We start from the raw sequence: 25,481 nt of genomic DNA on the forward strand, positions 1-25,481 counted from the left end.
AGCTCCTCTCATTCAATCACAAGTAAATTAGAACTCACATGAAAAGATGCCTCCGTATTTTGTTTTACATCCTCTACTGTATAAGGACTCATTAACTCTTGAAGTACTAAACCTTCAGAAGTAACTTCCATTACAGCCATATCTGTAATAATTAAATCTACGCATCTTTTCGACGTTAATGGAAGTGTACATTCTGAAACAACTTTTGCATTTCCATACTTATCAACGTGATTCATCACAACAACAACCCGCTTTGCTTTTTGTGCTAAATCCATCGCTCCGCCAATACCTGGAACGCGTTTTCCTGGAACAATCCAATTTGCTAAATCACCTTTTTCACTTACTTGCAGTGAACCAAGTATCGTTACATCAAGCAACCCTTTTCGAATCATTCCAAATGCTGTACAGCTATCAAAATAACTTGCTCCTGTAATGAGTGACGTCGGCAATCCAGCCGCATTACACAAGTTTTCATCTTCGCTTCCTTTACTTGGCGTTGGTCCCATTCCAACAATACCGTTTTCCGCCTGGAACATAACGTGTATATCCTCTGGCAAATGGTTAGGTACAAGAGAAGGAATACCAATTCCTAAATTCACAATCATTCCTTTTTGAATCTCTTTTGCAGCCCGCCTTGCAATCTTATCTCTCACTTCTACTCCCATACCCATGTCCAATTCACTCCTTCCGACGGCACGATATAATCTACAAAAACACCTGGAACAACAATTTCCTCAGGATCTAAGCTTCCAAGTGGTACAATCTCTTCTGCCTCAACAATTGTAATATCTCCAGCCATCGCAACATGTGGATTCATATTACGAGCACTTTTATCAAACACAAGATTCCCAAATGGATCTGCCTTTTTCGCGTATACAATCGATATCTCTGCAGTTAAAGCCGTTTCCACTAAATATGTTTTTCCGTTCATCTCGACTGTTCGTTTTCCTTCTTCCACAATTGTATCAACACCGACATCGACAAGAACTCCACCAAGTCCAACACCACCAGCACGAATCCTTTCTGCCAGCGTTCCCTGAGGTGAAAACTCAATCTGTAATCGACCTTCATTTAACTGTCTGCCCGCATTTGGATTTGAACCAATATGCGAAGTAATTAATGATTTCACTCGTTCTTTCGTTACAAGGCGACCGATTCCTACATCCGGAAACCCTGTATCATTTCCGATTAAATGTAAATTTGAAATTCCTTTTTCTACAATCGCTTGTATTAATGATGGAGGGGATCCAATTCCGCCAAATCCTCCAAACATTAACGTCATATCATCATGAAACAAAGAGATAATATCGTCAATTTCTTTTAATTTTCCAAATGTATTTGTAATAGTTGTCATGCGATACTATGACCTCCTTTTTGCATCATCTCTTCCACACTTTTCGCAAAAATCTCAAGTAATTCATCTAACTCGGAATATGTAGTTGTCATCGGCGGTGCAACAAGCAACGCACTATCCTCTTTTCCTGCCTGTCCTGATACAGCTTGATATAAAAGGAGTCCATTTTTCGCTGCGACTGAAATAAGTTCAGACGATTTTGTAAACGGTTGCAATTCTACTCCGATCAGCAACCCTTTTCCGCGCACATCGGAAATAATTGTCGATTGCTGCTGAACTTTCTGCAATCCTTTTATTAAATATTCTCCTTTTTCCGCTGTTTTCTCAGGCAAGTTATGTTTCTCCATATATTCAATAACCGCTAAAGCCGTCGCGGCTGACAATGGATTAGCGCTAAGCGTATGCCCACTCATTACGGAACGCGATCCTCGTAAAATTGGTTCCATCACACGATCACTCACAACCGTCGCGGCCATCGGTGTATAACCAGCACCTAGTCCCTTTCCTAACGTCATAATATCTGGCTCCACGCCCCAGTGCTCCATCGCAAACCATGCACCAGTACGTCCAAGACCTGTCATAACTTCATCCGCAATAAATAAAATATCATAATGGCTACAAATATCTTTAATCACCTTATAATATTCTTTCGGTGGTACAACCGCACCGCCTGCCGCACCAATAATTGGTTCCGCTATAAAAGCCGCAATATGTTCTGCGCCAATTCGATCAATTGCTCGTTCTAACTCAGTCGCACAAGAAAGCTGACACGTTGGATATACTTTCTGCACCGGACAACGGAAACAATACGGTGCTGGAACAGTTGGGTAATCTTCTAAAATAGACACAAACCGTTGCCTACGTAGTGGATGCCCTGACATGGATAAGGCCCCCATCGTAATACCGTGATAACTCATCCAGCGTGACAAAATTTTATGTTTTCCTTGAATACCACGCTCTTGAAAATGCTGAATCGCAATTTTCATCGCCGTTTCATTCGCTTCCGTACCACTATTTACGAAAAAACTCCAGTTCAAATCCCCTACACTTAAATCACTTAACTTCTTTGCTAACTTCTCAGCTGGCTCACTCGTAAACTGTGAGCGATACACAAAAGCAATCTCCTCTGCCTGCTTTTTAATCACTTCCGCAATCTCTGTTACGCCATGTCCGATACCTGCCGTAATCGCTCCTGACGAACCATCAAAATATTTATTACCATTTTGATCATACAAATACACACCTTTTCCATGCGAAATCATTGGATACGGCTGACCAACAAGTGGCTTAATTAAGTAATCGCGCATAGCGCTCCCCCATTTCTCCAATTTGTATATATATATGAAGAAAATTGACGTTTCTTTCATAAAAAAGAATCCTCTGCAAGCGCAGTGAATTTATCAAAAAACTATTATAAAATATACAAATGAGTGCTAAAAACCGAAATAAAAAGCGAAAATTCAGAAACACAATAAAAGACCAAACCCTTTCCCCCTCTAAAAGGATCCTCCCTTCTATAAAAAATAAGCCTAAAAAACATACGAACTCATTATTTTCTTACCATACTATCAGCTTTACGTAATTGCTGACATTGTGTAAACTTCGACGAAACTCCCGTCAATTTCCTTCCTATTTATTTAGTTTACCCGTCATACTTTTCAACAAAATTAGACAAAATCCTAAAAAAGAAAGAACCGATTAACTTTAATTAACCAGTTCAGCATGACGCTCTTTATTGGTAATTAACGTACGCAACTTGCCCCAATAATGATTAGTAAAATAAACAATACAACGATTAACGCAAACCCAGAACCTGTACCGCAACCTCCGCCGCCATAGCCACCGTATCCGCAATAACTACTAGGATATCCATATCCCCACATGATTTGTCCCACTCCCTCCACAACTTAAAAATTAATTTTCCTTAATAAATTATGTAGGACAACTACCACTTTGTATGTGCGTTTGCCTATAAATCAAAAAATCCCTAGTTCTCAGTTAGAGGTTTTTATATGCGTAAAATTTCTGACATCACATACATCATCTGTTCGCATTTTCATATTTCAAAACATTTTTGTTGCATAAGCCCTTTTCCAAGATGCATATAGTTATAGTGATGAAAAAGGAGGAATTTACATGGCGCAATCTGAAATTGAAAAATATGGCCAAGAAGCAGCCCTGTATGAACAGCTTGCTCGTTACTATCAATATACAAACCCCAAAAAATATATGGAATTATATATGAAATATCATAGTGCGATTACAAAACTTGTACATGCATATGAAAGACGCGATTCTCAAGAAGCGGTATTGCCATCTTATATGAGACTATTCCACTCATCCCCTCAAACACCAGCTGTTGATTTTTTAGTGAATGGACAAAGGGTAATTAAAAATATTTCATTTAAACAATATAGCCCTTATTTGTCCTTGGCTCAAGGGAAATACCGAGTTGATATTGTACCTACTGGTAATGAAACACCTATTTTCTCAGCACTTGTTCCCATGATGGGCAACCGCTCTTATACACTTGCAGCAATCGGTACAAATGCACATATACAATTACAACCAATGCTTGATACTACTCCTTTACAATCAGGTCAAGCAAAAATAAGATTTTCACATTTTTCACCCGATACCCCTGCCGTTTACGTATCAATAAAAGGCGGCGATTATTTATTTGAAAATGTTTTATTTAAACAAATAACAGATTATTTGCAGGTGAGTTCTGGAACTGCTGATATTGAAATTTCTCTTGCTGATACAAAAAAAGTGCTTGTAACCATTCCTAACGTAAAAGTAGAACCAAATACAATTTACACATTTTCATTAGTAGGTTATTCTAATCAATCCCCAAAATTAGAAGCAGTGGTTCTGACAAATTAAAAAGTCTATACCATTCTCTCTTGGTATAGACTTTTCTTCTTTATTTTTGAAATGAAATATGAAATTCTGTCCATTCTGAATCAGAGCGACACATAATCGATCCATTATGCTTTTCAACAATTTGTTTACATACAAACAAACCGATACCCGTTCCTAATTTCTTTGTCGTAACAAATGGTTCAAAGATCGTTTCAATACTTTCTGCCGGAATCATTGGCCCATTATTTTTAATAACAATATGAATCCTCTCTTCCTCTTCACACGCATCGATAATAATTTTACGATCTTCTTTTATCACTTCGAGAGCATCGATTGAGTTCATTAAAATATTTAAGAAAACTTGCCTCACTTCACTACGGTATCCTACAAATGAAATAGGGTACGGTAAGTTTTTTTCAATTGAAACATTCGAATTAACTAGACTTGGATATAAGAAATGAATAATATCATGAAACAAATCATTTAGCCAAAATTGTTCAGATTCATTCCACATTTCTTTTTTTGAAACAAGTAAAAATTGCGAAATACGGAAATTTAATTGGTCTAATTCGTGTGAAATGATATCTAAATATGATAAATTGGGATGATCTAATTTCAATAATTTAACAAACCCCATAATTGAGGTTAATGGATTGCGAAACTCATGAACAAAACTCGCTGACATTTGTCCCAAAATTGTCAATCTTTCTTTATGGGTTTCATTTATATATTGCTGTTTTTCCTCTAAATTTCTCGATATAATTTCCGAGTATTTTAAAACCGTATAATAAATTAGTTTGTCAAAACAAGTATGTATTTTTGTCATAATTGGTTTTAATTCCCGAGCCCTAACATCTAATTCGCACATTGCTTCAAATAGTTCATTTCTTCCTACATTCGCGTTATAGACGAAATCTCCAATATTAGCATCTGCCCCTGCACGCTCAATTGCAATTTTTTCACATAACGGCTGTAGCTGAGCTATATCCTTATCTTCCATAATAAGTTCAATAATTAACTCTAATAAATCTGCTCCATTCCGGACTACTTCTTGCTTAAATGGATCTTTCTCGGAAATTATCATTTTGTTTTTCCAGTTCTCTACGAATTGGTGCCTATTGTTTTTCAAGTGCGAACAAAATACTTCTTTAATATCCTTATCGATTGGAAAAACCCCCATTCCCTCCATTTCCATGCGACGTATACCCTATATATTTTGAATATTAACACAAAAAATAAGTTTCGTTAAGAGATTGTTGTCACATTTTGTTAATTTCTGTTGATAAAGTTAATTTAAATACAATATTGAAAATGACTTTTTTGCATCCTTTTCATTTCTTGCGTACAATAAGATATGAAAGGTGTGAAAAATATGGTAAATAAAAATGTGGAAGATTATCTCCAAGAGGGCATTCATGGCCAAAAGCAAAACAAACCAGAAGAACGCAATATGTACTTAAGCACATTGCGTGAGCGTGTAGAAATCGCTTTAACAATCGGTCAAGTGATGCAAAGCAATGTTTACACAGAAGTAGCTCATAGTATGCGCACTTCTCAATCATTACAACTATATGTAAACGGCAGCATCGCTTACCCACATTTATCAAAATACATTAAATTGGCAAATGAAAAAAATGTACCTTTTACAATCGTTCAAAATAAAGGTACACATACACCAATCGGTTTAGTTCTTGCGCATAGTACAGCGATAGATAAAGAACAAATCTATGTTGAAGATTCTATTTTTAAACAAGAGATGAAATAATCCCCTATAAATAAAAGGTACACTTGCCCAAATAGCAAATGTACCTTTTATTTATATTTATTTTTTATTACAGCTTAGTTTCATCTCTTTCATGTCTTCAATCGCATATTTAATTCCTACACGACCTGTCCCGCTCTTTTTTTCTCCACCATACGGCATATGATCCAATCGGGATGTTGGAATGTCATTAATCTTGACACCTCCTACCGCTAGTTCATCAATTGCACGTATTGCTGCTGTTAAATCATTTGTAAATACTCCGGCCTGCAAGCTATACTGTGAGTTATTTACCATTTCTAATGCTTCTTCAAACTTCACCTAATTAAAGAGCTAACTTGTTTTTATTGTAGCATGCCTCTTTTCATATAAAAACATTTTACCAACTAAAAAACTCTGCTATATGCAGAGTTTACGAGCTTATTTGTTCTTGTAATGCTACTCGTTTTTCGGTTTCTGAAATTAAAATGGGAACTGCTCGTTTTGTCACTTCTATCTGTTTGATATAGTGGCCATCCAATTCTTTCACACAAAAATTATAATCTTCAATTTCAACAATGTCACCTTCTACAATTTCTAGATGCTTCGTTAAAATCCATCCACCAATTGTATCAATGTCATCATCATCAATCGATAAACTTAATAATGCGTTCACTTCACTAACAAGCACTTTTCCTTCTAAAATTGTTTTCGTTTCACTAATATGCTGAATTTCTGGTTTTTCATCTATATCAAATTCGTCTTGAATGTCACCAACAATTTCTTCTAATATATCTTCGACCGTTACAAGACCCGATGTTCCGCCATATTCATCAATTAATATAGCAATATGTGTGCGCTCTCGTTGCATTTTTAAAAATAAATCATGAATCGCAATCGATTCAATGACAAGTATAATGGGACGAGTATACTGCTCTACTGTTTCTTTACTAAAATTACTATGTTTCACAAAATCTGTGAAAATATCTTTAAAGTTTACAAAACCAATAACATGGTCTTTATCTCCATCTACAACTGGATACCTTGTATATTTCTCATCGGACATTTTTTGCAACGCCTCTGTAACAGACGTACCTTTATCTAAAATATGCATTTCTGTTCGCGGCACCATAATTTCTTTTGCAATACGATCGTCAAATTCAAAGATTTTATTTACATATTTAAATTCAGATTGATTAATCTCACCGTTTTTATAACTTTCTGACATTAAAAATCGTAATTCTTCTTCCGAATGGACTTCTTCGTGCTCTTTTTCAGTTTCTAAACCAAATATTCTTGCTACATATCGGGCTGATCCATTTAAAAGCCATATAAACGGAAAAGTAATTCGATAAAAGAGCATAAGCGGTTTCGCAACAAGTAAACTCACTTGTTCTGCTTTTTGAATTGCCAATGTTTTGGGTGCCAATTCTCCCACAACAACATGGAAAAAAGTAATGAACATAAACACTAGAGTCACAGCTAAAATATCAGAAACCTGGGGAGGCACTTCCCATCTTGCAAAGAGCGAGTCAAACATATGCTTTAGCGCTGGTTTTCCTAACCACCCGAGTCCAAGAGCTGTAGCTGTAATCCCCAATTGACAAGCAGATAAATACTCGTCTAAGTTTGTAATGACTGTTTTCACAGAAGCTGCTCGTTTATTCCCTTCTGCAATCAAAGAATCGATGCGCGAACTTCTTATTTTCACAATTGCAAATTCAGCTGCAACAAAAAATGCAGTTAAGGCAATCAAAACAATCACCATACTTATACTATATATGTCCAAATACGTTTTCCTTACTTATCCTGTAAGCAAGGAAGCCACCTCCTACAAATTTATTCAAACAAAAAAGCTCTTCTTATCATCTTACAAGTTTCTACATTCGCTATCACCTTTTTATACATTATATGCACACATAAAAAGATAATTATATTTATGATAATCTAATTTTCTTGTTTCCGCCAAACAGGAATCATTACAAAAAATAGACATTTTTCTCTCTTTTTTCAAGTATTTATATGCTTAAAAACTAATTCTCGTGAAAAAACACTTTCTTTGCCGATTCCTCACTTCTTTTGTCATCCATGCAGGGAAGAGACTTTCTACACCGAAATCATTCAACAGGATATATATAGGAGGGATTTACCTTGGAATATAAAACGCCCGTTATTGCGAAGAAGTTAGGTGTTAGCCCAAAGGCAGTGGTTCGGATTGCACAACAATTGAATCTCAATATAGAAAAAAATAAATACGGCCATTTTATTTTCACTCAAGAGGACTTAGATAAAATGTTAGAATATCATCGTACTCAAATCGAACAAACTTCACCACTAGCTACAGAATCATCAATTGATTTCGAAAAATTTGTTACACAATTAAATACAATTACACACCGTTTAAATCATATAGAAGAAAAAATGCAAGATAAAGCAGATGACGTCGTCAATTATCAATTGCTACAACATCGCAGAGAAATGGAAGAAATGATGAATAGAATTCAACAATTAGAGGCTGCTCTTGAAAAAGAAGAACCACTTTACATCACACCTGATATCAAAACTGATATCGCACCAACTTATGAACGAAAAGAAAAACCAAAACGTCGCAAAATGATTTTAAGTATATTTGGATTTTAGTTCTTTTTCAAACGTTGGTTCGCGCATGATACTTGACTCCCCCTAGTCACTTATCATGCGCTTTTTTATGTAATCCAATTGAGGTGACAAACGAAAAACCTTCCAATCATTGGAATTTTACTTTATAACAAAAAGGATGTCTCATTACAAGACATCCTTTTTGTTACGATAACATCATATCCATATCTTCTGCTGCAGTTGTAATAAGTTTTAAACCAAATGTTTCTTGTAATACATTAAGCACACCAGGTGAAATAAATTCAGGTGCCTTTGGACCGATACGAATATCTTGAATTCCAAGGCTAAATAGTCCAAGTAAAATTGCTACCGCTTTTTGTTCAAACCAAGATAAAACAATTCTAACTGGTAATTCATTCACTTCACATTGAAAAGCATCAGCTAAAGCCGCTGCTATTTTTATTGTAGCGATAGAATTATTACATTGTCCTAGATCAATGTAACGTGGGATTTCCGTACCTGGTACCACACCATATTCCACATCATTAAAACGGAATTTCCCGCATGAAGTTGTTAAGATAACCGTTTCTTGTGGAAGTGACGTTGCTAATTCACGATAGTACTCGCCGCCTTTACCTGGAGCATCACAACCTGCGATGACAAAAAAGCGCTTAATTTTCCCTTCTCTTACCGCCTGGATAATTTCTGGTGCTAATGATAATACTGTATTGTGATGAAAACCTGTTACGAGCTGTTCATCCGACTCCATATGTACTTCTGGAAGCTCTAGTGCTTTTTTGATCAATGGCGCAAAATCTTCATTTTCAATTTTTTGTACACCCTCAAGGCCTGCAATATCATACGAAAAGAAGCGATCTGAATATGAACCTTTAATTGGCATCACACAGTTCGTTGTAGCTAAAATTGCGCCGGTAAATTTTTCAAAGAGACGTCTCTGATCATACCATGCTTTACCAATATTTCCTTTTAAATGTTTATATTTTTTCAGCTGTGGATATCCATGTGCTGGCAACATTTCCGAATGCGTATAAATATTAATTCCTTTTCCTTCTGTTTGCTTCAATAATTCCTCTAATGCAAATAAATTATGGCCCGTAACAACAATTGCCTTACCTTCTACACGGTTTTGTGTAATTTGAACAGGTTCTGGAATACCAAAATGATTCGTATGTGCCTCATCTAACAACTCCATCACCCGTAAAGCTGATTTTCCAACTTTCATAGCCATATCAATATGCTCTTGTTCATTAAAGTTAGAATTCGTTAATGTCATATATAACGCTTCATGAGTTGTAGCATCTACAAATGAGTCCGTGTACCCAAGCTGGGCAGCATGGGTACGGTAAGCAGCAATTCCTTTTAATCCAAATACAATTGTATCTTGTAAACTTGCAATTGTTTCATTTTTCCCGCAAACGCCAATTACTTTACATCCGCCCGTTGGCGTTTGTTCACATTGATAGCAAAACATATCCCCCACCCTTTCCTAATCAATCATTACAACTAAATCGTAATATACATGAAGAAAAAAGGATGTGATATCAATCACAATAATTTATAAAAATTTGTGACACATCATCTTGTTAACATAATATTTTTACTGTTTTCTTTTATTAACGCCTGAGCATGAGCATTCCCTTGAATAACATCTCGAAATTCTTTTAAAGAATACAAATGTGTTAATCCTTTCCGAGCATGAATCCGAACAGGTACCCCTTGCAATGTATCATGAAAAGGAAACGGGTCATCAATAGGCTCAATTGGAAAACCAAGTGTAAGTAAATACATATACATTCTTTTTGTAACAACAGCAATATACCACTCAGCTCTCATTTCTAAGGCATGTATAAATAAAATAGCTGTTAACCTTTTGAAATGTCCTCTCCCGCGCGACGTTTTCACAATACTTAATTTCCCTATTTCATAAACATTTTTTAGGCCTTTCACCAGCTCATTTTCAGAAAACGGATAGAAAAACTCAGAATTAGAATGTTCAGGTGTTGTATATCGAATACACTCTACTGTACCGATTGCATGCCCACCTTCTATTAATAAAAATCGTGATGGATTTAAATTACGTTCTACAAACATTAAATCTCTCTCTTCACAAAAATCTCCCCACAGTTGCTCGAACCAAAAATGTTCTTCCTTTGTTTGAACACGCTGGAACATATTTCCCCGCCTCTCCCATCGCCGCTCTATTTTTGATAACGCTTTCACCTTCTATCATATAAGAACAAACCTTCGTATGCAACCTAAAAATATTCCCTTCATCATACATTCTATAAAATAAAACGATCTCCTATTCCGGTTGTGAATTTATGTGAAATTTTTACAATAACAAAACATACTTTACATTCATTAGAAACACCCGAATGTTACACTATCTTTATTCATACAGTGTATGTCTCACACTTCATATAAAGTACACAAAAAAAAATCCTTTCCACAGAAGAGGATTTCTTTTCATGTTCCAATATTTTTTAACCACTTTTCAAAAATTTGCACAAGACCGTGTTTTCCAGCTAATTTCTCTTCTCCTTGCTTCGTTTTATATGGATATAATTGCAAAAAGACTCCGCAACCAGCTTCTATTTTCTTCCCATGCATATGACTGCCTGGGTATACACAAATCACTTCATGGATTGCCCTTCGGTGAAAAATACGTTTTCCATCTTGTTCTTCCACATACTTAATGGACCAATATTTGTACATTTGCTCTGTTGCTTTTGTATTACCAACAGGCTGAAAAATATTAAACATTGGACTATATTTCACTTCAATAATAATAGACGATTGGTACTCATAACGTTTCCCTTGCTTCACATAACAATCTAGACGAATGTCTGGCTTTTTCGTATCTTCTCCATTATAAAAATGACTGCCTTTACTAAGTGCAATGAGCGGATGCGTTTCAATAAGATCATTAAACGCTACATGGATTTGGATGTTTTCCCGATTTAAAACAATTGTCGTGCCGTCTTGTAAACCATCCAAGTAAAAATAGGTTTGAATTTGTTCACGCAGTGGAATTTCATCTTTAAATTCTAACTGTTGCAATAGAGAAATGACGATAAAAAATGCATAATATTCATACACTAAAAACGTGGGTTTATAAACAAATAATAAAGCTGGAGATTGTTGATTATAACGTGGTAGAAACTCTAAATGATATAATAGTTGCCTGTGTGTAACAGGTAAAGCATGCATAGTTATATTTGTTTTTTCAGAAACTCCTCTCCAGAATGAAGAATTCAACAAATTCCGAAAGTACAGTACAGCTTGATGTACAATATGATTTAAAATTTTATACTCTTGTATTTTCACGGACGCTTTCCGTAAGTCTGCCTCTTTCAGCAAATGAATATTCCGATATTTTTGCTTCTCCCTGTCTGTTACAGATCCGTTTCTTTCAATAGTTTTCATAATTGTTTTCACAGATTGATATTCCTCTTTTTTTGTATGCGTTGCTCGTTCTAATATTTCAATTGTCTTTTGTAAGAAAGTCTGCGCTTCAAGCAAATATTGATAAAACTGTTTCGTTGTAAATTTCAGAAAAGCATTCTCCAAACTATCTATTTGTTCTATAAATCTACGGTTATAATGCTTAGCATAAGGCTTTTTCTCGCTCATTATCACACTTTTCATCGTCGCTTTTCGTTCCCTTATTTCCCACTGATAACTATGCACATACCTTGTGTTTTCTTCAATTTTTTTATACAGTTGTTTTATTTTTTTCATTTTCTGTGGCAGCATTCGAAGTAGCATTAAATAAGAAGAATCTTCAATATCAATTAGTGTTGAGAATGTCTTTTTATAATAACCACGGTCTAACATAATTTCATTCAAAATTGATTTCACATAATTTTGAATCGTTTCGAATTGATCATCAACAAAATTTTTTGGAACAATTTGAAACGCTCCATAATATACGCCTTCTTCCACTTGCACCTCAAAGTGATACAAACCGCAGCGCCAAGGATAAAAAAAATCTGTTTTTCCATGTTCATATAATACTACTTTTTGTTTTTTTTCATGCAATTCATATTGCCATTCTTTCTTGTCTTTTTTCCCTTCATACACTTTATTCCATATAAAAGTGACACGAAGCGGCTTTTGGCAATGTAACATCAAGCGTAATGCTTTTAATTCTTGCACTTTATAAACACAATGCGCCATTGTTATCGAGTGTTTACAAAGGCGATTCAAAAATACAAAGTCTCCCTTCCCTTCGGTTCCAATAATTAATTTTAATACAAACGGGAGCTTATCTTTTGTGTCTACAATTTCCGTCTCATGTTGCTCCTCATTTGGCATACCCATACAACTCCAATTCCCGTCGTTTTTCTTTTATATAGGTTAGAGAATGTTCGAATGCAGAAACGCAATTCGCAAGTGGTGATTGCAACAATGCTACTAGCGATAGTCCTTTCTTTTCATCTTCACGAAGAAGGGGACCAATTGTCATTTCCGTACCACGTAATTTTGTTAAAACACGCTGTTTTACTTGTAAATCAAAACCTTCTTCTCGGCTAATCATATAAGACTGATTATCTTTTCGAGGGATATTTTGCAAATACGTTGCAATCGCAGCGGCACATCGAAAAGAAACACCTTTCGATGCGTCATGTGATGATATTAAGCCATGTAATTTGTCTAGTAGTTCTAATTCTTCTTCAGAAAACACATCCATCATCTCTTTATTTCGTAACCAATTCATACGAAATTCTCCTGTTGTAACTTGCAATGGCGGGATTTGTATCCTTTGATTTTGCTGCATATCGATTTCACAGAATGGAATTTTTTGAAGTGTAATGAGGTTTGCTCGATCTAATAAGCGATCCGATAATTCTTTCGTTGTTTCATCAAAATTCACAGTTCCGATAAAAATAATATTTTCACCAATTTCAATTTTTGATGGAACTATATTTTCTATCTCATTTCCTTCCTCATATAAAGAAAGGATACGATTTTTCTTTTCTAATTGAAGAATGGATAAGAATGGTGTAAACCAATGTTCAATATGTGACATATTCATTTCATCAAATACAATCATATAAAGTTGATTCGGATTTTCATATGCTTTTAATAATGTTCGAACTAACTTCGTTTCACTCTCGATATATGTTCCATTTGGATGCAGATAGCCTAGTATATCGTGTGGCTCTTGATAAGATGGAGAAATTGGAATCCATAATAATTCTTCCCCATATGTTAACCCTAATGCTTCGGCATACGCCTGCACAAATCGTGATTTTCCGATTCCCGGAATACCAGCAAGAATTGTTAACAGATTTGTTTTTACGCTAATATGAAAATTAAAAATATCCGTAGCATCTAAATACAATCCTTTATTATTGATTACATCCTGTACATACTGTATAAATGTAGATTCACGTTCATTCCATTCTTGGTCTTCTTTTTGTACTTTTATATCTACTACTTCCACTCTTTTTCCTTCTTCTATGATTTTCTTTAGAAGCTGATCATACATATTTTCTCGTACAAAATACAACTGATCATCTGCTTTCACTTCTATATACTGGTTCCAATCATTAATTTCAATGTACTTACATTCTTTTTTTTGTTCACAATATGCAATTGAACTAATGGATGCTTTTAATGATAAATTTCCATATAATCTACCTTCATACCATAACAACTCGGGTACTTCGAAATCGTGTGGAAATTTAGGAATAAGGAACGATAAATATCCATTTCCCAGTTTTCGCTCTAAAGATTCTCTATTTTTATATCCTGCTAACCTTGGTGATGGAACGATCCTATATGCATCCGCAATCTCCCGCTCTTCTGTACATATTAATTCAACATACAAGTTGCCCCTTTCATAATAAAGGCGAAACAATACTAATTGTTTTTCTAACTTTTTTTTCTTCAAGTCCGCAAAGGTTCTCTCATTTTTTTTGTTTGCATATAGCCCTTCAAACAAATATGTTTCGCCTTCAAATTGCGATTTCAAGATTGGAGGGATTTGTGAAAGACATTGTACCGAAAACGTATCTTTTTTCTTCTCCTCACCTTCAACAAACTTCCCAAGAAATCTCATGTGGTACATCCGTTTTATAAAACTTGAATGGAGAGCTTTATGTAACTTCAATACGACTCACCTTCTTTTTTTTCCATGCTGTTCTTATTGTATGAACTGTAAGGGTAAACTAGAAATAAAAAAACCTGACGGAATACGTCAGGTTACCAAAAGTAAAACTTATATTAATGAGAAGGAAAAGCCTTTTTCTCCTGCATAATCGCATTGTTAGCAATTTTCATTTTAGCAAGTACATATCGTAATTTATCCTCGGCATTTTCATCTTTATTATGCTGCAGACTTGCTAAAGTCTCCACAGAACCAGCCAAATTTTCAATTGCTCCACGTAGTTCGGGATGATGATTAAAAAATGATTCTTGCACTAATACTTTTCGCAAATCACTTGCCAATTCCATAATTCTTAACAGTTGTTCTTTTTCTTCCATTCTCATCCCTCCTAAAACATCTTATATATTAGATATTCTGTGAATAAAATAAAATTCCTTGTATACAAAGAAAAAAAGTCCTTCAGGAGGACTTTTTACATTTTGATAGTACCTGTTGCAAGCATATAAAGTGACACTGCTGCTGCAATTACAATTACAGCCATAACATATTTCTCCATACCTGAAAAACAGCGATTGCCTTTTTCTTTTCGAGCAAACATATAAACAATAAGTCCAATCCCATATACGATTGAGACAAGTAATAAGTTTTTCAAGCCTGCTGCATAAATCAACCATACAGAATATAATGAGGCAATTGAAGCAAGTATTCCATTCTTCAACCTCGTATGTTTCAGTTCCTTCGTTACAACTAATTTCAACTGATACAGTGCTGATAATAGGTACGGAAGTAAAATAGATGTAGACGCGATAAAATACATGATTTGATACGTTGATTCCGAAAACAAAACAATTATAAATAACACTTGTGCGACACCATTTGAAATCCATAATGCAGCATGTGGTGTCTGTTTTTTATTTGTCTTCTTAAAGACTTTCGGAAATACACCATCTTTCCCTGCCACGTGAGAAATTTCAGAAACGAGCAAGAACCAGCCAATTAATGTCCCAACAAGTGAAGCAACTAATCCAATATTAATTGCAAATGCGCCCCAAGGTCCAACAACATGTTCTAATACATGTCCCATTGAAGGCGTTTCTAACATGGAGAGTTCTTGCCTTGTCATAGCCCCCATGGAAAGGACCGAGATTAAAATATAAATCGACATAACTAAAATTAATCCAACAACTGTTGCTTTCCCAACATCACGACTATTTTTTGCTCTACCCGATAACACGACTGCTCCTTCCACACCGATAAATACCCAAAGTGTAACAAGCATCGTATTCTTCACTTGACCAAGGACAGAAGAAATAGAAACGGTTCCCTCTCCCCAAAAATCATGTGTAAATGTATCCCAACGAAATGCTGTAACCATAACTACAATAAATAATAAAATTGGAACTAATTTTCCAATTGTTGCAACAAAGTTCATAATAGATGCTTCACGAATTCCAATTAAAATAAGGAAGTGAAGTGTCCATAATAAAAGAGATGCACCAACGATGGATGCAACGTTGTTTCCTCCCTTAAAAATAGGAAAAAAATATCCAAGTGTACTAAACAATAACATGATCGTAGCTACGTTTCCTAAAATTCCTGCAAGCCAGTATCCCCATGCACTGTTAAACCCGATATATTCACCGAACCCTGCGCGTGCATAACTATAAATTCCACCTTCAAGCTCTGGCTTTTGTCTTGCTAACGTTTGGTATACAAGCGCAAGGGGAATCATTCCCATCGCTGTAATACACCATCCAATTATTGTTGCGCCACTATTTGCACCTACTGCTAAATCATGTGGTAAACTAAAAACACCACCGCCAACCATTGTTCCTACTACTAATGCGATTAATGGAAAAAATCCTAATTTCTTTTCTATCGGTACCACCCCATCTGTCATTCTAGGTGTTATGTTATCCGTTCAACTATTAAAGTCACCTTTTTCTCTAATAGACGTTTCTATTATATTTTTTCAGGAAAACATTACTTATTCTAAAAGAAAATGAACAAAAAGGGAATACTTTTTTGAAAAAATGTATAAGTATGCACAAAAAACCGTTCATTTTATTATGAACGGTCAATTATCAGTCATTAATTTGTATATTTTTTGTAAATATTAATGAATCAATCTCTCTTTTTCCAAAAATTCCCTCGCTACTTTTTCTGCACTTTTACCATTTACATTAACTTCATAATTCATTTTTCTCATATCTTCATCTGATATTTTTCCAGCAAGTTTATTTAATGTCTTTTCAAGTTCAGGATATTTATCAAGCGTTTCTTCTCTTAATAAAGGAGCTCCTTGGTAAGGTGGGAATAGCGCTTTATCATCTTCTAATACTTGTAGTCCATATTGTTCAAGCTCACTGTCAGTAGAATAAGCATCAATGACAGTAACATCTCCAGATTCTATTGCACTATAACGTAACTTTGGTTCCATTGTTTTAACATTTGTAAACTGGAAGTTATATAACTTTTGCATCCCTTTATACCCATCTTCCCGATCTGCAAATTCTAACGTAAATCCAGCTTTTACATTTGCTGCAACATTTCGTAAATCTGAGACTGTTTTCACATTATACTGCTCTGCAACGTTCTTCGGCATTGCAAGTGCATATGTATTGTTATATTCCATCGGCTTAAGCATCACCATATGATATTTCTTTTCCATCCCCTGGCGTGCTTGTTCATATACTTCTTGACGATTTGTACTTTTTGGATCTTCTTTTACAAAAGTAGATAAAGCAGTCCCCGAAAATTCAGGATATATATCAATTTCTCCTGATTTTAAAGCTTCAAAAACAAACGCTGTTTTTCCAAGTCCTGGTTTCAATTCTACATCTAAATCCGTATCTTGCTCGATTAACTGCTTATACATTTGAATTAAAATTTCTGGTTCAGATCCAAGCTTTCCAGCAATCACAATATCTTTCTTTTGCGTATTCCAAAGAAATGGTGCAACTATAACTACAGCGATAATACATATTGCCAATATAATTCGCTTAGGAGAGCGTCTCGTGCTCTCAAACATTCGAAGTACTCCATCAAAGAATAAAGCTAACAACGCGGCTGGTACAGCTCCTAAAACGATAAGAGCATGGTCATTTCGATCTATACCGAGTAAAATAAGCTTTCCAAGCCCTCCAGCTCCTATTAAAGCAGCTAATGTAGCTGTTCCAACAATTAGTACCATTGCTGTACGAATTCCAGCCATTATAATTGGTAACGCTAGCGGTAGTTCTACTCTCCATAATCTTCTAAAACTATTCATTCCCATCGCTCTTGCTGCTTCAATAAGCGATGCGTCTAACTTACGAATGCCCGTATATGTATTTCGTAAAATGGGTAATAGTGCGTATACAACTAGTGCGATAATTGCTGGAACCTTTCCAATGCCAACGAGCGGGATTAAAAGCCCAAGTAAAGCTAATGAAGGAATTGTTTGCATAATAGCAGAGGTGCCTATAATAAACTCAGCAATGCGCTCTCTTCTCGTTAACCAAATACCGAGCGGGACGGCAATCATCACCGCAAAAAATAAAGAAATAAGTGAAATTTGCAAATGCTCAATCAGCGCATGAAGTAATTCCAACTTTCGTTCTTGGAACGTTTGTAATAATATGGACACGATTTACCCCCTCTCCTTCATTTGTCTAGCCAAATACGCCACAATATGACGGCTCGTTAATGTCCCTACATATTGCCCCTCTCTTTCAATCGGGATTGCCTCTTCTGCTTCCAAACGTATCAATGCTTCTTGTAGTGAATCATGTAGGGAGAGAGATAAGGCATCATTGTCTACTTGTCTATCACTCGCTAGAGGCAATACATCTTCAATACTCTTCCCTTCGTACCAAGGGCGAACACGATTTCCAATAAATTCTTCCACAAAATCATTTACTGGGTTATGTATGATTCCTTCCGGTGTATCTAATTGAACAATTTTTCCTTTTCTCATCACACAAATACGATCACCAAGTGTTAACGCTTCTTGCATATCATGTGTCACAAATACAATTGTTTTTTGAATTTTTTTCTGTAATTTTACAATATCCTTTTGCAACTGCTCTCGGCTTAATGGATCTAGTGCACTGAATGGTTCATCCATCAGAACGATTTTTGGGTTGGCAGCCAATGCTCGTACAACTCCCACACGCTGCTTTTGTCCACCAGATAATTCATCAGGCATACGATTTCGATACACATCCGGATCTAATCCAACCATATCAAGTAACTCATCCACACGCTCCCGAACTTTTTCTTTACTCCATTTCCTCATTTCAGGTACAATCGCAATATTTTCAGCAATTGTCATATGCGGAAACAATGCGATTTGTTGCAGAACGTACCCAATATCCCAACGTAGTTCATGGATATTGTAATCTTGAATGTCTTTGCCGTCGATAAAAATTGAACCTTCTGTCGTTTCAATTAAACGATTAATCATTTTCATCGTTGTTGTTTTTCCACAACCACTCGGACCGATGAGAACGAAAAATTCTCCTTTTTTAATCTCTAAATGTAATGAATCTACTGCTTTCGTACCATCTTCATATGCTTTTGACACATGATTAAATCGTATCACAAATACAACTCCCTTATTGTTGTTTCTTTCATTCTGATAGAATCTTGCTTTCTTTTCAAATAATACGCTTTTTCCTCATAAAAAAGAGCCCTTATTTGAGCTCTAATGGTCGAATAATGTTGTTTTAATAATCGCTGCATACTCACGCATATATGCTTTCTTCTTTGAACGCCTTGGCGTTGGTGCTGCGAGCGATTCCATTTTCATTCCTAAACGCTTAGCAATAATTTTTGTTCGATATAGATGATATGTATTACTCACAACTACCGCGTGCGTTACATGGTATAGATCCATGCTAAACTTTAAATTTTCATAAGTACTTGTCGAACGATCCTCAATGAAAATACGCTCCTCTTCAATCCCATGTTGTATTAAATAATTTCGCATACTGTGTGCTTCAGGAATATCCTCATCTTCTCCTTGCCCTCCAGAAACAATTACTTTTGCCTCTGGATGAGAATTTAAATACATTAAGGCTACATCTAAACGGTTTTGAAGAGATAAAGATGGTTTATCCCCAAATAATTTTGCACCTAAAATTATTACATATGGAGCGTTATCACTTACTTTTTCATAAGCAACTTTTTTCATTCGATATGTCATATACATCATACATAGTGGTGGAAATAACAACATAACAAGTAGTATCCATTTGTTCATATATAAGCTTACACTCCCTTTCTTTATATTATATAGAAAAAGAAAGGGAGACAGAAGTGTTTTTTAGTGACTGCGTTGTCCTGCGTTTTGAGCATTACGCCCCTTTTTAGAAGATGTATGGCACTGAGTTTGGTTTCCTTTATGTTTCGCTGAACCTAATGCTTTTGTTTTTCCCATTTTGTTTCACATCCTCTTTTTATATGGTTCCCTTATAGATTTTGTATTTTCTCTCTCGTCATACAATGGATTTGTTGGAAGTTTCTCCTTATTTCCAACGCATTTTATAGGTATCAAAATAATATGAAACTTTAGTCAGCGTGTAGCTCTCCCACTGGCCGTAAAAGCTCTATCTCCCTAACTTCCTTATTGCCCCTTGCATCTTGAAGGGCATATATTTCTGCCCGTTCATTTAGGATAAAAGGTTACATTTAGTGTATCTATTTATAACATCTGTGATTTCTTATATATAAATAAAGTTAAAATCATTGTAATATGGTGAAAAGGAGATGATTTTATGTTAAAAATAGAACAAAACACAGTACGTTTAATTTCAGGAATTAGCTTATTACTATTGGTTATAATCAATTCTTTTATAAGAAATGATTCTTGGGTCATTTGTATAGATGTCATTTTAGTTTTAGTTAACTTATTTTTATTTATTATCTCTAAAGGTGTAACAAAAGCAAATTTACTTAGAAAAAAAGATAAGTTAGATGAAATGAAATAATTTTGTGTTATTTTTTTGGTGAAAAGAGAAAATAAACTTTTATTCAAAAGCTTCTATTTCTTTTAAGAATACATGGGATCCTGTATGTATTATAATAAAATATGTAATAAAACTTATATCTAAAAAGGGGGCGATGCTCTTATGTATAAACTCAAAACAACTGAAACCAACAATAGTGTAATCGAGTTCATTGAAAGTGTTGATAGCCTAAAAAAACGAGAAGACGCATATCAGTTATTAGATATCTTTACTGAAACAACAGGTTATCCAGCAAAGATGTGGGGCCCAAGTATAATTGGATTTGGTACTTATCATTATAAATATGCATCTGGTCATGAAGGAGATGCCCCATTAGTAGGATTTTCCCCTCGCAAGGCGAAAATTAGTTTATATTTTGCAACTGGTGATCCTGAGCGAGAAGAGCTATTAAAAGACTTTGGAAAACACACATCTGGAAAAGCGTGTATATACATTAACAAATTAGCAGATATTGATATCAATGTTCTAAAAGCGCTAATTAAACAATCTGTAAGTTTTTTGCAAGAGACGTATCCAAATCATTAATGTGTGTATAGCAATCAAATGAATTAAACAACAGGTGTTTTGAATATAAGTCAAAATACCTGTTGTTTAATAGAAAACATTTCCAAATAATAGTTTTTCTAACCAATCATTTGTTTACATTACGCTTATGTGAATCGAAATCATTGGAAGCGTTTTCACACTTATCCAAGAGCCAATGGATTATAGACCACTAGCCCTTAAAGGTTCATCATGGGGATTCACAGCACACTAGATGCTTATCACTCAACACCTAATTGCTTTTTCACTTCTTTATATACACTCATATATGCTTTTAATTCTTTGAAAAGATCGTGGATTATCGGTTTTGCATCTTCACTAAGCTCACCATCTTGCACATATAAGCCGTCTAATACAACTTGTTTAGGAATTGCATTCGCATATACACCTCGTGCGACAATACGCATACTATTAAGCGCGTTTATACCGCCTTTTCCGCCGCCTGCAACTGCCAAAAGAGCAACTGGCTTATGGACAAATTCGCTGCTGCTCAAGAAATCTAATGCGTTTTTAAGCGCACCACTCATCGCATTATGATATTCAGGTGTGCAAAGCACAACACCGTCAGCTTCTTTCACTAATGTTTTTAATTTCGTTACCGCTTCTAATTCACGTTGTGATTCTTCACCGTTATATAAAGGCAATTGCTCTATTGCTAAATCATATAACTCTCCTTCAAATTGCTCTGCAATATATTTTGCAATGACACGTGTTCTACCAAATTTACGCGGTGTTCCGTTAATTACGACTAATTTCATGTTTATTTCTCTCCTTTATTTTAGCTTCTATCTCTATACTATCAGAAAATTCCATACAAAATACAGTAAATAGAGGGAAAAGCCTTGAGAAAATAGTATGAGAAATACAAAAAGAACTCATACTTTCGTATGAGCTCCTAATCTATTAATTTGTTATTTTTCACAACAGTATGTCCGCCAAACTGATTTCGAAGTGCTGAAACAACTTTTCCGTGGAATGTATCATCTTCTTGAGAACGGTAACGCATGAACAATGACATTGCAATAACTGGAGCAGATGCTTGTGATTCTAATGCTGTCTCTACAAAAAGGAGGTATACTCTCTTGGCTAATAATAAACAAAGCAATGAAGCAATGGGAATCGGTATAGCTATAGGAACAGCATTAGAAGTATCTTATGGTTTACTTATGGATAATCTGGCTTTAGGGATAGGAATTGGTATTGCAATTGGGGTAGTGTTTGGGATAAACAAAAAGAAATAGCTTAATTTGAAGAAACCTCATTTTACAGCAACACCTTCTGTAGCATACAAAAAAGCGTCTATTTAAAGGGACACTCCTTCCCCTTCAAATAGACGCTTTCATTTGATTCCCATGAAATGCATTTAAAATCAATTCTCTATCAGAAACTTGCAGTTGTTCATAGAGTGCATAAAACAGTGCAAATAGATACACTGGTTTTATATCCGCTTCATTGAAATTGTTTCACGTATACTCTGTAAGTTTTTTAACGTTTCTTCTTGTCGCTGTAATGACAGTCCCACATATAACGTGTCTAATAAACTATGCTGAGCTAACCGTTCCATAGTAGCTTTATTGTACCTAATTATTGAAAGAAGAAAAACCTTTATTCGGTATTGTTATATACTTTTTCTATACAACACCATTCTTCACAGCATACAAAGCCGCTTGCGTTCGATCATCTACTTCTAATTTAGCAAGGACATTTGAAACATGGGTTTTAACTGTCTGTTCTGTAATATGAAGCTCTGCTGCTATTTCTTTATTACTTCTTCCTTTTGCAATCTCACGAAGTACTTCTTTTTCTCTTTTTGTCAACATAAATAAACTATCTTGTTTTTTCTCTTGCGCTACTGGTCGTCTGAGCAAAGCAGGTGTTACTTTTGGATGAAAATTTGTATTACCTTGATATACAGCAATAATGGAAGCAACAAGTTGATCTGGTTGTACTTCTTTTAGTTGATAACCATCCGCACCAGCTTCCAGCGCTGGAAGAACGTAATCTTGCTCTGAAAAACTGCTCAACATAAGGATTTTAATTGTAGCGTCATATTGCTTCAAGCTTTTTGTCGCTTCAATTCCATCCATTTTTGGCATTGACACATCCATTAATACTACATCTGGTTTTTCTTTTTGAACAAGCGCTAACGCATCTTCCCCATTCTCTGCTTCTCCTATAATTTCAAATTCCTCTTTCGTTTTTAGAAAGAATACGAGTCCCCTCCGAACAATATGATGATCTTCTACAAGTAATAGTTTAATTTTCAATGCAATTCTCCCTTTCAAACCGGTAATTGAATCTCAATCTTTGTTCCCTGCCCCGGCTTCGTTTTGATTCGAAATGTTCCTTTCATCAGTTCAATTCGTTCTTTCATACTTTTTAAACCAAGTGCTGAATCTCTTACTGTTTCTCTAACAAACCCAATGCCGTTATCTTCAATTTGAAAGTTCAACTTATTATTTTCTGTTTTCAAGCTAACAGATACCCTCTCACATGAAGCATGCTTTTTACAATTATGTAAGGCTTCCTGACTCACACGCCATAGCGCTTCTTCTATTTCATCACCAATTGAAATAACCCCATCAATTCGAATTGTTACTTGAATACCTAATAGTTTTCCATAATTCTGCACTGCTTCTGCAAGCCCTTTTTCTAATCCTTCTGGACGTAATTGCCAAATTAATAATGTCATCTCTTCTAGCGCTTCTTGCGATAATTCGCCTATGTAACTAAGCATCTCTTGTAATTCTTTGTCCTTCGTCATATCAAGAGTACCTCTAGCCGTTAACATAATGGAAAATAGCAATTGTTTCACCGAATCGTGTAAATCGCGTGCAAGCCTGTTTCTCTCCGCTACCACTACATATTTCCGCTCTTTCTCAACTAACTGAATTCGTTGTATTGTTGTTCCGATTTGGAACGCAATCGCTTCTAACAATGCCAGTTCTTCCTCTGTAAAATGTGTTTTATGAGATGAAGCGACATTTAATAAGCCGAACTTCTCTGCTCCAGCGCGAAGAGGAATCGTCGCATGATGTGTAATTTCTTCCGTCTCTCCCCAATTATATTCAATGGCATCTTCAATTCGTTTACACTCAATAATATTTGTCGCCTTTTCTAGACGCCCATTTACGAATCGATTTACACACCAACAGTCTCCCTCACACATCGGTTTCTTTTCTTTCCATGTGAGTGCTGGTGGCAAATTTCTATCAACAAGCATACGATGCGTTCCTTTTTTATCAATAAAAAATACCCATCCTGTTTGTAAATTCATAACTTGCAATAGTGTATGTAATACTTCCTCTAACATTTCCTGTAAATCCGTTGCCTCATTTAACAACTCTGCAATTTCTTTTAATGCCTCTAACCGGCGCATTTGTTTTTCATCATAGTTCATGTTCATCACCATTTATCATTATAACATTAAGAAATTTCTAAAAACTACAAAATACAGTATGGTATGTGAAATTTTTATGTTTTGGAGAACCATTACCTCTTCAACTTCTTAAAAATCCAAATATAAAGGAATAAAGTAGCACCATCTCGAATACATAATTTAAAATTTACAATCTATTATTGGAGGACAATACTATGGGCTATATTGAAGACTTACGCGAAATTGTGGGTTCACGACCACTTAATCTAGCAGGAGTTGCTGTTGCTGTTTTAAATGAGCAAGGACAAATTTTACTTCAGAAGAGAAAAAGTGGTGTTTGGGGTGTTCCTGGTGGGTTTATTGAATTAGGTGAATCAACAGAAGAAGCAGGAAGGCGTGAAGTTCTCGAAGAAACAGGTATTGAAATTGGAAAACTCGATTTAGTAGGTGTTTTTTCTGGAAAAGAATTTTTTGTGAAATTACCGAATGGTGATGAATTTTATCCCATCACAATTGCTTATATGTGTAAAGAAATAAAAGGTGGCATTCTACAGGCCGATGGCACAGAATCTTTAGAAGTTAAATTTTTCAACTTGAATCAATTACCAGAAAAGATTAGCCCGTTTATTAAGAAACTCATTCAACAGCAGGTTGTAGCCGTATAAAGTAAAAGTTCTTACATAGAAAAGATCATTACCTTTTTATTGAACTACCCCCACCTACCTCTACAAGAGCTTGAGGTAGGTGGGCTCCCCTCACAAAAACAGTTCCCGCGTTCAACAAAGAGGATACAACGATATAGAGTTCGGTAGTGTCTGTATGGAATGTAAGACGACCTATTCTATCTTCCGACA

25 protein-coding genes and 3 pseudogenes are annotated in these 25,481 nt (G+C 35.3%); 7 read left to right on the forward strand and 21 right to left on the reverse strand.

The annotated features are described in order from the left end of the window. Window positions 1-8: 8 nt before the first annotated feature. The 4 genes from LOK41_RS22995 to LOK41_RS23010 form a co-directional block, all read right to left on the reverse strand. Complete coding sequence (locus LOK41_RS22995; RefSeq protein ID WP_241818444.1) at window positions 9-671, reverse strand: CoA transferase subunit B; 663 nt, start codon at window positions 669-671, stop codon at window positions 9-11. Further along, window positions 656-1,354, reverse strand: a complete 699-nt coding sequence (atoD, locus tag LOK41_RS23000) for an acetate CoA-transferase subunit alpha (protein WP_241818445.1) — start codon at window positions 1,352-1,354, stop codon at window positions 656-658. Before atoD ends, LOK41_RS22995 begins: the two co-directional genes overlap by 16 nt. Beyond that, complete coding sequence (locus LOK41_RS23005) at window positions 1,351-2,661, reverse strand: aspartate aminotransferase family protein (protein WP_241818446.1); 1,311 nt, start codon at window positions 2,659-2,661, stop codon at window positions 1,351-1,353. Before LOK41_RS23005 ends, atoD begins: the two co-directional genes overlap by 4 nt. A gap of 435 nt (window positions 2,662-3,096) precedes the next feature. Further along, entirely contained in the window at window positions 3,097-3,237 is a 141-nt protein-coding gene (locus tag LOK41_RS23010) for a YjcZ family sporulation protein (RefSeq protein ID WP_241818468.1), read from the reverse strand. A gap of 253 nt (window positions 3,238-3,490) precedes the next feature. Between LOK41_RS23010 and LOK41_RS23015 the strand changes: the two genes are divergently transcribed. After that, window positions 3,491-4,240: a DUF4397 domain-containing protein gene (locus tag LOK41_RS23015; protein ID WP_241818447.1), complete on the forward strand. Its 750-nt coding sequence runs from the start codon at window positions 3,491-3,493 to the stop codon at window positions 4,238-4,240. A 40-nt stretch (window positions 4,241-4,280) separates the two neighbouring features. Here LOK41_RS23015 and LOK41_RS23020 read toward each other — a convergent pair whose 3' ends face one another. Continuing rightward, window positions 4,281-5,414, reverse strand: coding sequence for a BA2291 family sporulation histidine kinase (locus LOK41_RS23020; protein WP_347269356.1), 1,134 nt, complete (start codon window positions 5,412-5,414; stop codon window positions 4,281-4,283). A gap of 177 nt (window positions 5,415-5,591) precedes the next feature. Here LOK41_RS23020 and LOK41_RS23025 point away from each other — a divergent pair, with 177 nt between their 5' ends. After that, on the forward strand, window positions 5,592-5,984 hold the full coding sequence (locus LOK41_RS23025) for a YueI family protein (RefSeq protein ID WP_241818448.1): 393 nt from the start codon (window positions 5,592-5,594) through the stop codon (window positions 5,982-5,984). Between the two features lie 57 nt (window positions 5,985-6,041). On the opposite strand, the pseudogene LOK41_RS23030 reads toward LOK41_RS23025, so the two are convergent. Together LOK41_RS23030 and LOK41_RS23035 are read right to left on the reverse strand one after the other, a co-directional pair. Continuing rightward, window positions 6,042-6,296, reverse strand: a pseudogene (locus LOK41_RS23030) (aldehyde dehydrogenase family protein); the annotation flags it as partial. A gap of 97 nt (window positions 6,297-6,393) precedes the next feature. Next, window positions 6,394-7,728, reverse strand: a complete 1,335-nt coding sequence (locus LOK41_RS23035) for a hemolysin family protein (RefSeq protein WP_241818470.1) — start codon at window positions 7,726-7,728, stop codon at window positions 6,394-6,396. A 383-nt stretch (window positions 7,729-8,111) separates the two neighbouring features. On the opposite strand from LOK41_RS23035, the gene LOK41_RS23040 reads away from it, so the two are divergent. Beyond that, window positions 8,112-8,600, forward strand: a complete 489-nt coding sequence (locus LOK41_RS23040; protein ID WP_241818449.1) for a chromosome segregation protein — start codon at window positions 8,112-8,114, stop codon at window positions 8,598-8,600. 163 nt (window positions 8,601-8,763) lie between these two features. On the opposite strand, the gene hcp is transcribed toward LOK41_RS23040, so the two are convergent. The 9 genes from hcp to LOK41_RS23085 all read right to left on the reverse strand — a co-directional run bounded on the left by hcp (window position 8,764) and on the right by LOK41_RS23085 (window position 19,939). Then, complete coding sequence (gene hcp / locus LOK41_RS23045) at window positions 8,764-10,050, reverse strand: hydroxylamine reductase (protein ID WP_241818450.1); 1,287 nt, start codon at window positions 10,048-10,050, stop codon at window positions 8,764-8,766. A gap of 104 nt (window positions 10,051-10,154) precedes the next feature. Then, window positions 10,155-10,751 carry a hypothetical protein gene (locus tag LOK41_RS23050; protein ID WP_241818451.1) on the reverse strand — a complete coding sequence of 199 codons (597 nt, stop codon included), beginning with the start codon at window positions 10,749-10,751 and terminating at the stop codon, window positions 10,155-10,157. Between the two features lie 294 nt (window positions 10,752-11,045). Then, window positions 11,046-12,896, reverse strand: coding sequence for a hypothetical protein (locus tag LOK41_RS23055; RefSeq protein WP_241818452.1), 1,851 nt, complete (start codon window positions 12,894-12,896; stop codon window positions 11,046-11,048). Next, window positions 12,886-14,697 carry an AAA family ATPase gene (locus tag LOK41_RS23060; protein WP_241818453.1) on the reverse strand — a complete coding sequence of 604 codons (1,812 nt, stop codon included), beginning with the start codon at window positions 14,695-14,697 and terminating at the stop codon, window positions 12,886-12,888. The genes LOK41_RS23055 and LOK41_RS23060 overlap by 11 nt, the downstream gene beginning before the upstream one ends. Before the next feature lie 113 nt (window positions 14,698-14,810). Beyond that, on the reverse strand, window positions 14,811-15,071 hold the full coding sequence (locus LOK41_RS23065) for a LemA domain protein (protein WP_174100743.1): 261 nt from the start codon (window positions 15,069-15,071) through the stop codon (window positions 14,811-14,813). A gap of 95 nt (window positions 15,072-15,166) precedes the next feature. Beyond that, entirely contained in the window at window positions 15,167-16,594 is a 1,428-nt protein-coding gene (gene arcD, locus LOK41_RS23070) for an arginine-ornithine antiporter (RefSeq protein ID WP_241818454.1), read from the reverse strand. Window positions 16,595-16,810: 216 nt separating this feature from the next. Further along, a complete protein-coding gene (locus tag LOK41_RS23075; protein WP_241818455.1) occupies window positions 16,811-18,322 on the reverse strand; it encodes an ABC transporter permease/substrate-binding protein in 1,512 nt (503 codons plus the stop codon). Window positions 18,323-18,325: 3 nt separating this feature from the next. Then, window positions 18,326-19,279: an ABC transporter ATP-binding protein gene (locus tag LOK41_RS23080; RefSeq protein WP_241818456.1), complete on the reverse strand. Its 954-nt coding sequence runs from the start codon at window positions 19,277-19,279 to the stop codon at window positions 18,326-18,328. 102 nt (window positions 19,280-19,381) lie between these two features. Continuing rightward, the gene (locus tag LOK41_RS23085; protein ID WP_174100739.1) at window positions 19,382-19,939 is read right to left on the reverse strand and encodes a YdcF family protein; all 558 of its coding nucleotides are present in this window, start codon (window positions 19,937-19,939) and stop codon (window positions 19,382-19,384) included. A gap of 514 nt (window positions 19,940-20,453) precedes the next feature. Between LOK41_RS23085 and LOK41_RS23090 the strand changes: the two genes are divergently transcribed. Both LOK41_RS23090 and LOK41_RS23095 read left to right on the forward strand, forming a co-directional pair. Next, on the forward strand, window positions 20,454-20,666 hold the full coding sequence (locus tag LOK41_RS23090; protein WP_241818457.1) for a hypothetical protein: 213 nt from the start codon (window positions 20,454-20,456) through the stop codon (window positions 20,664-20,666). 141 nt (window positions 20,667-20,807) lie between these two features. Beyond that, a complete protein-coding gene (locus LOK41_RS23095) occupies window positions 20,808-21,230 on the forward strand; it encodes a DUF1801 domain-containing protein (RefSeq protein WP_241818458.1) in 423 nt (140 codons plus the stop codon). A gap of 239 nt (window positions 21,231-21,469) precedes the next feature. Here the strand turns inward: LOK41_RS23095 and LOK41_RS23100 are convergent, their stop codons facing one another. Both LOK41_RS23100 and LOK41_RS23105 read right to left on the reverse strand, forming a co-directional pair. Then, the gene (locus LOK41_RS23100) at window positions 21,470-22,006 is read right to left on the reverse strand and encodes an NADPH-dependent FMN reductase (RefSeq protein WP_241818459.1); all 537 of its coding nucleotides are present in this window, start codon (window positions 22,004-22,006) and stop codon (window positions 21,470-21,472) included. 137 nt (window positions 22,007-22,143) lie between these two features. Beyond that, a pseudogene (locus LOK41_RS23105) lies at window positions 22,144-22,311 on the reverse strand (phosphogluconate dehydrogenase (NAD(+)-dependent, decarboxylating)); the annotation flags it as partial. 19 nt (window positions 22,312-22,330) lie between these two features. On the opposite strand from LOK41_RS23105, the gene LOK41_RS23110 reads away from it, so the two are divergent. Next, the gene (locus tag LOK41_RS23110) at window positions 22,331-22,489 is read left to right on the forward strand and encodes a glycine zipper domain-containing protein (protein WP_241818473.1); all 159 of its coding nucleotides are present in this window, start codon (window positions 22,331-22,333) and stop codon (window positions 22,487-22,489) included. Window positions 22,490-22,686: 197 nt separating this feature from the next. On the opposite strand, the pseudogene LOK41_RS23115 reads toward LOK41_RS23110, so the two are convergent. The 3 genes and pseudogenes from LOK41_RS23115 to LOK41_RS23125 all read right to left on the reverse strand — a co-directional run. After that, window positions 22,687-22,821, reverse strand: a pseudogene (locus LOK41_RS23115) (RpiR family transcriptional regulator); the annotation flags it as partial. A gap of 58 nt (window positions 22,822-22,879) precedes the next feature. After that, on the reverse strand, window positions 22,880-23,515 hold the full coding sequence (locus LOK41_RS23120; protein ID WP_241818460.1) for a response regulator: 636 nt from the start codon (window positions 23,513-23,515) through the stop codon (window positions 22,880-22,882). A 14-nt stretch (window positions 23,516-23,529) separates the two neighbouring features. Beyond that, a complete protein-coding gene (locus LOK41_RS23125) occupies window positions 23,530-24,648 on the reverse strand; it encodes a GAF domain-containing sensor histidine kinase (protein WP_277818737.1) in 1,119 nt (372 codons plus the stop codon). Window positions 24,649-24,842: 194 nt separating this feature from the next. Here LOK41_RS23125 and LOK41_RS23130 point away from each other — a divergent pair, with 194 nt between their 5' ends. Next, window positions 24,843-25,292, forward strand: a complete 450-nt coding sequence (locus LOK41_RS23130) for an NUDIX hydrolase (RefSeq protein WP_241818461.1) — start codon at window positions 24,843-24,845, stop codon at window positions 25,290-25,292. The last annotated feature ends 189 nt before the right edge of the window (window positions 25,293-25,481 follow it).

This window comes from Bacillus sp. TL12, assembly GCF_022625245.1.
In the GTDB taxonomy this organism is placed as follows: Bacteria; Bacillota; Bacilli; order Bacillales; family Bacillaceae_G; genus Bacillus_A.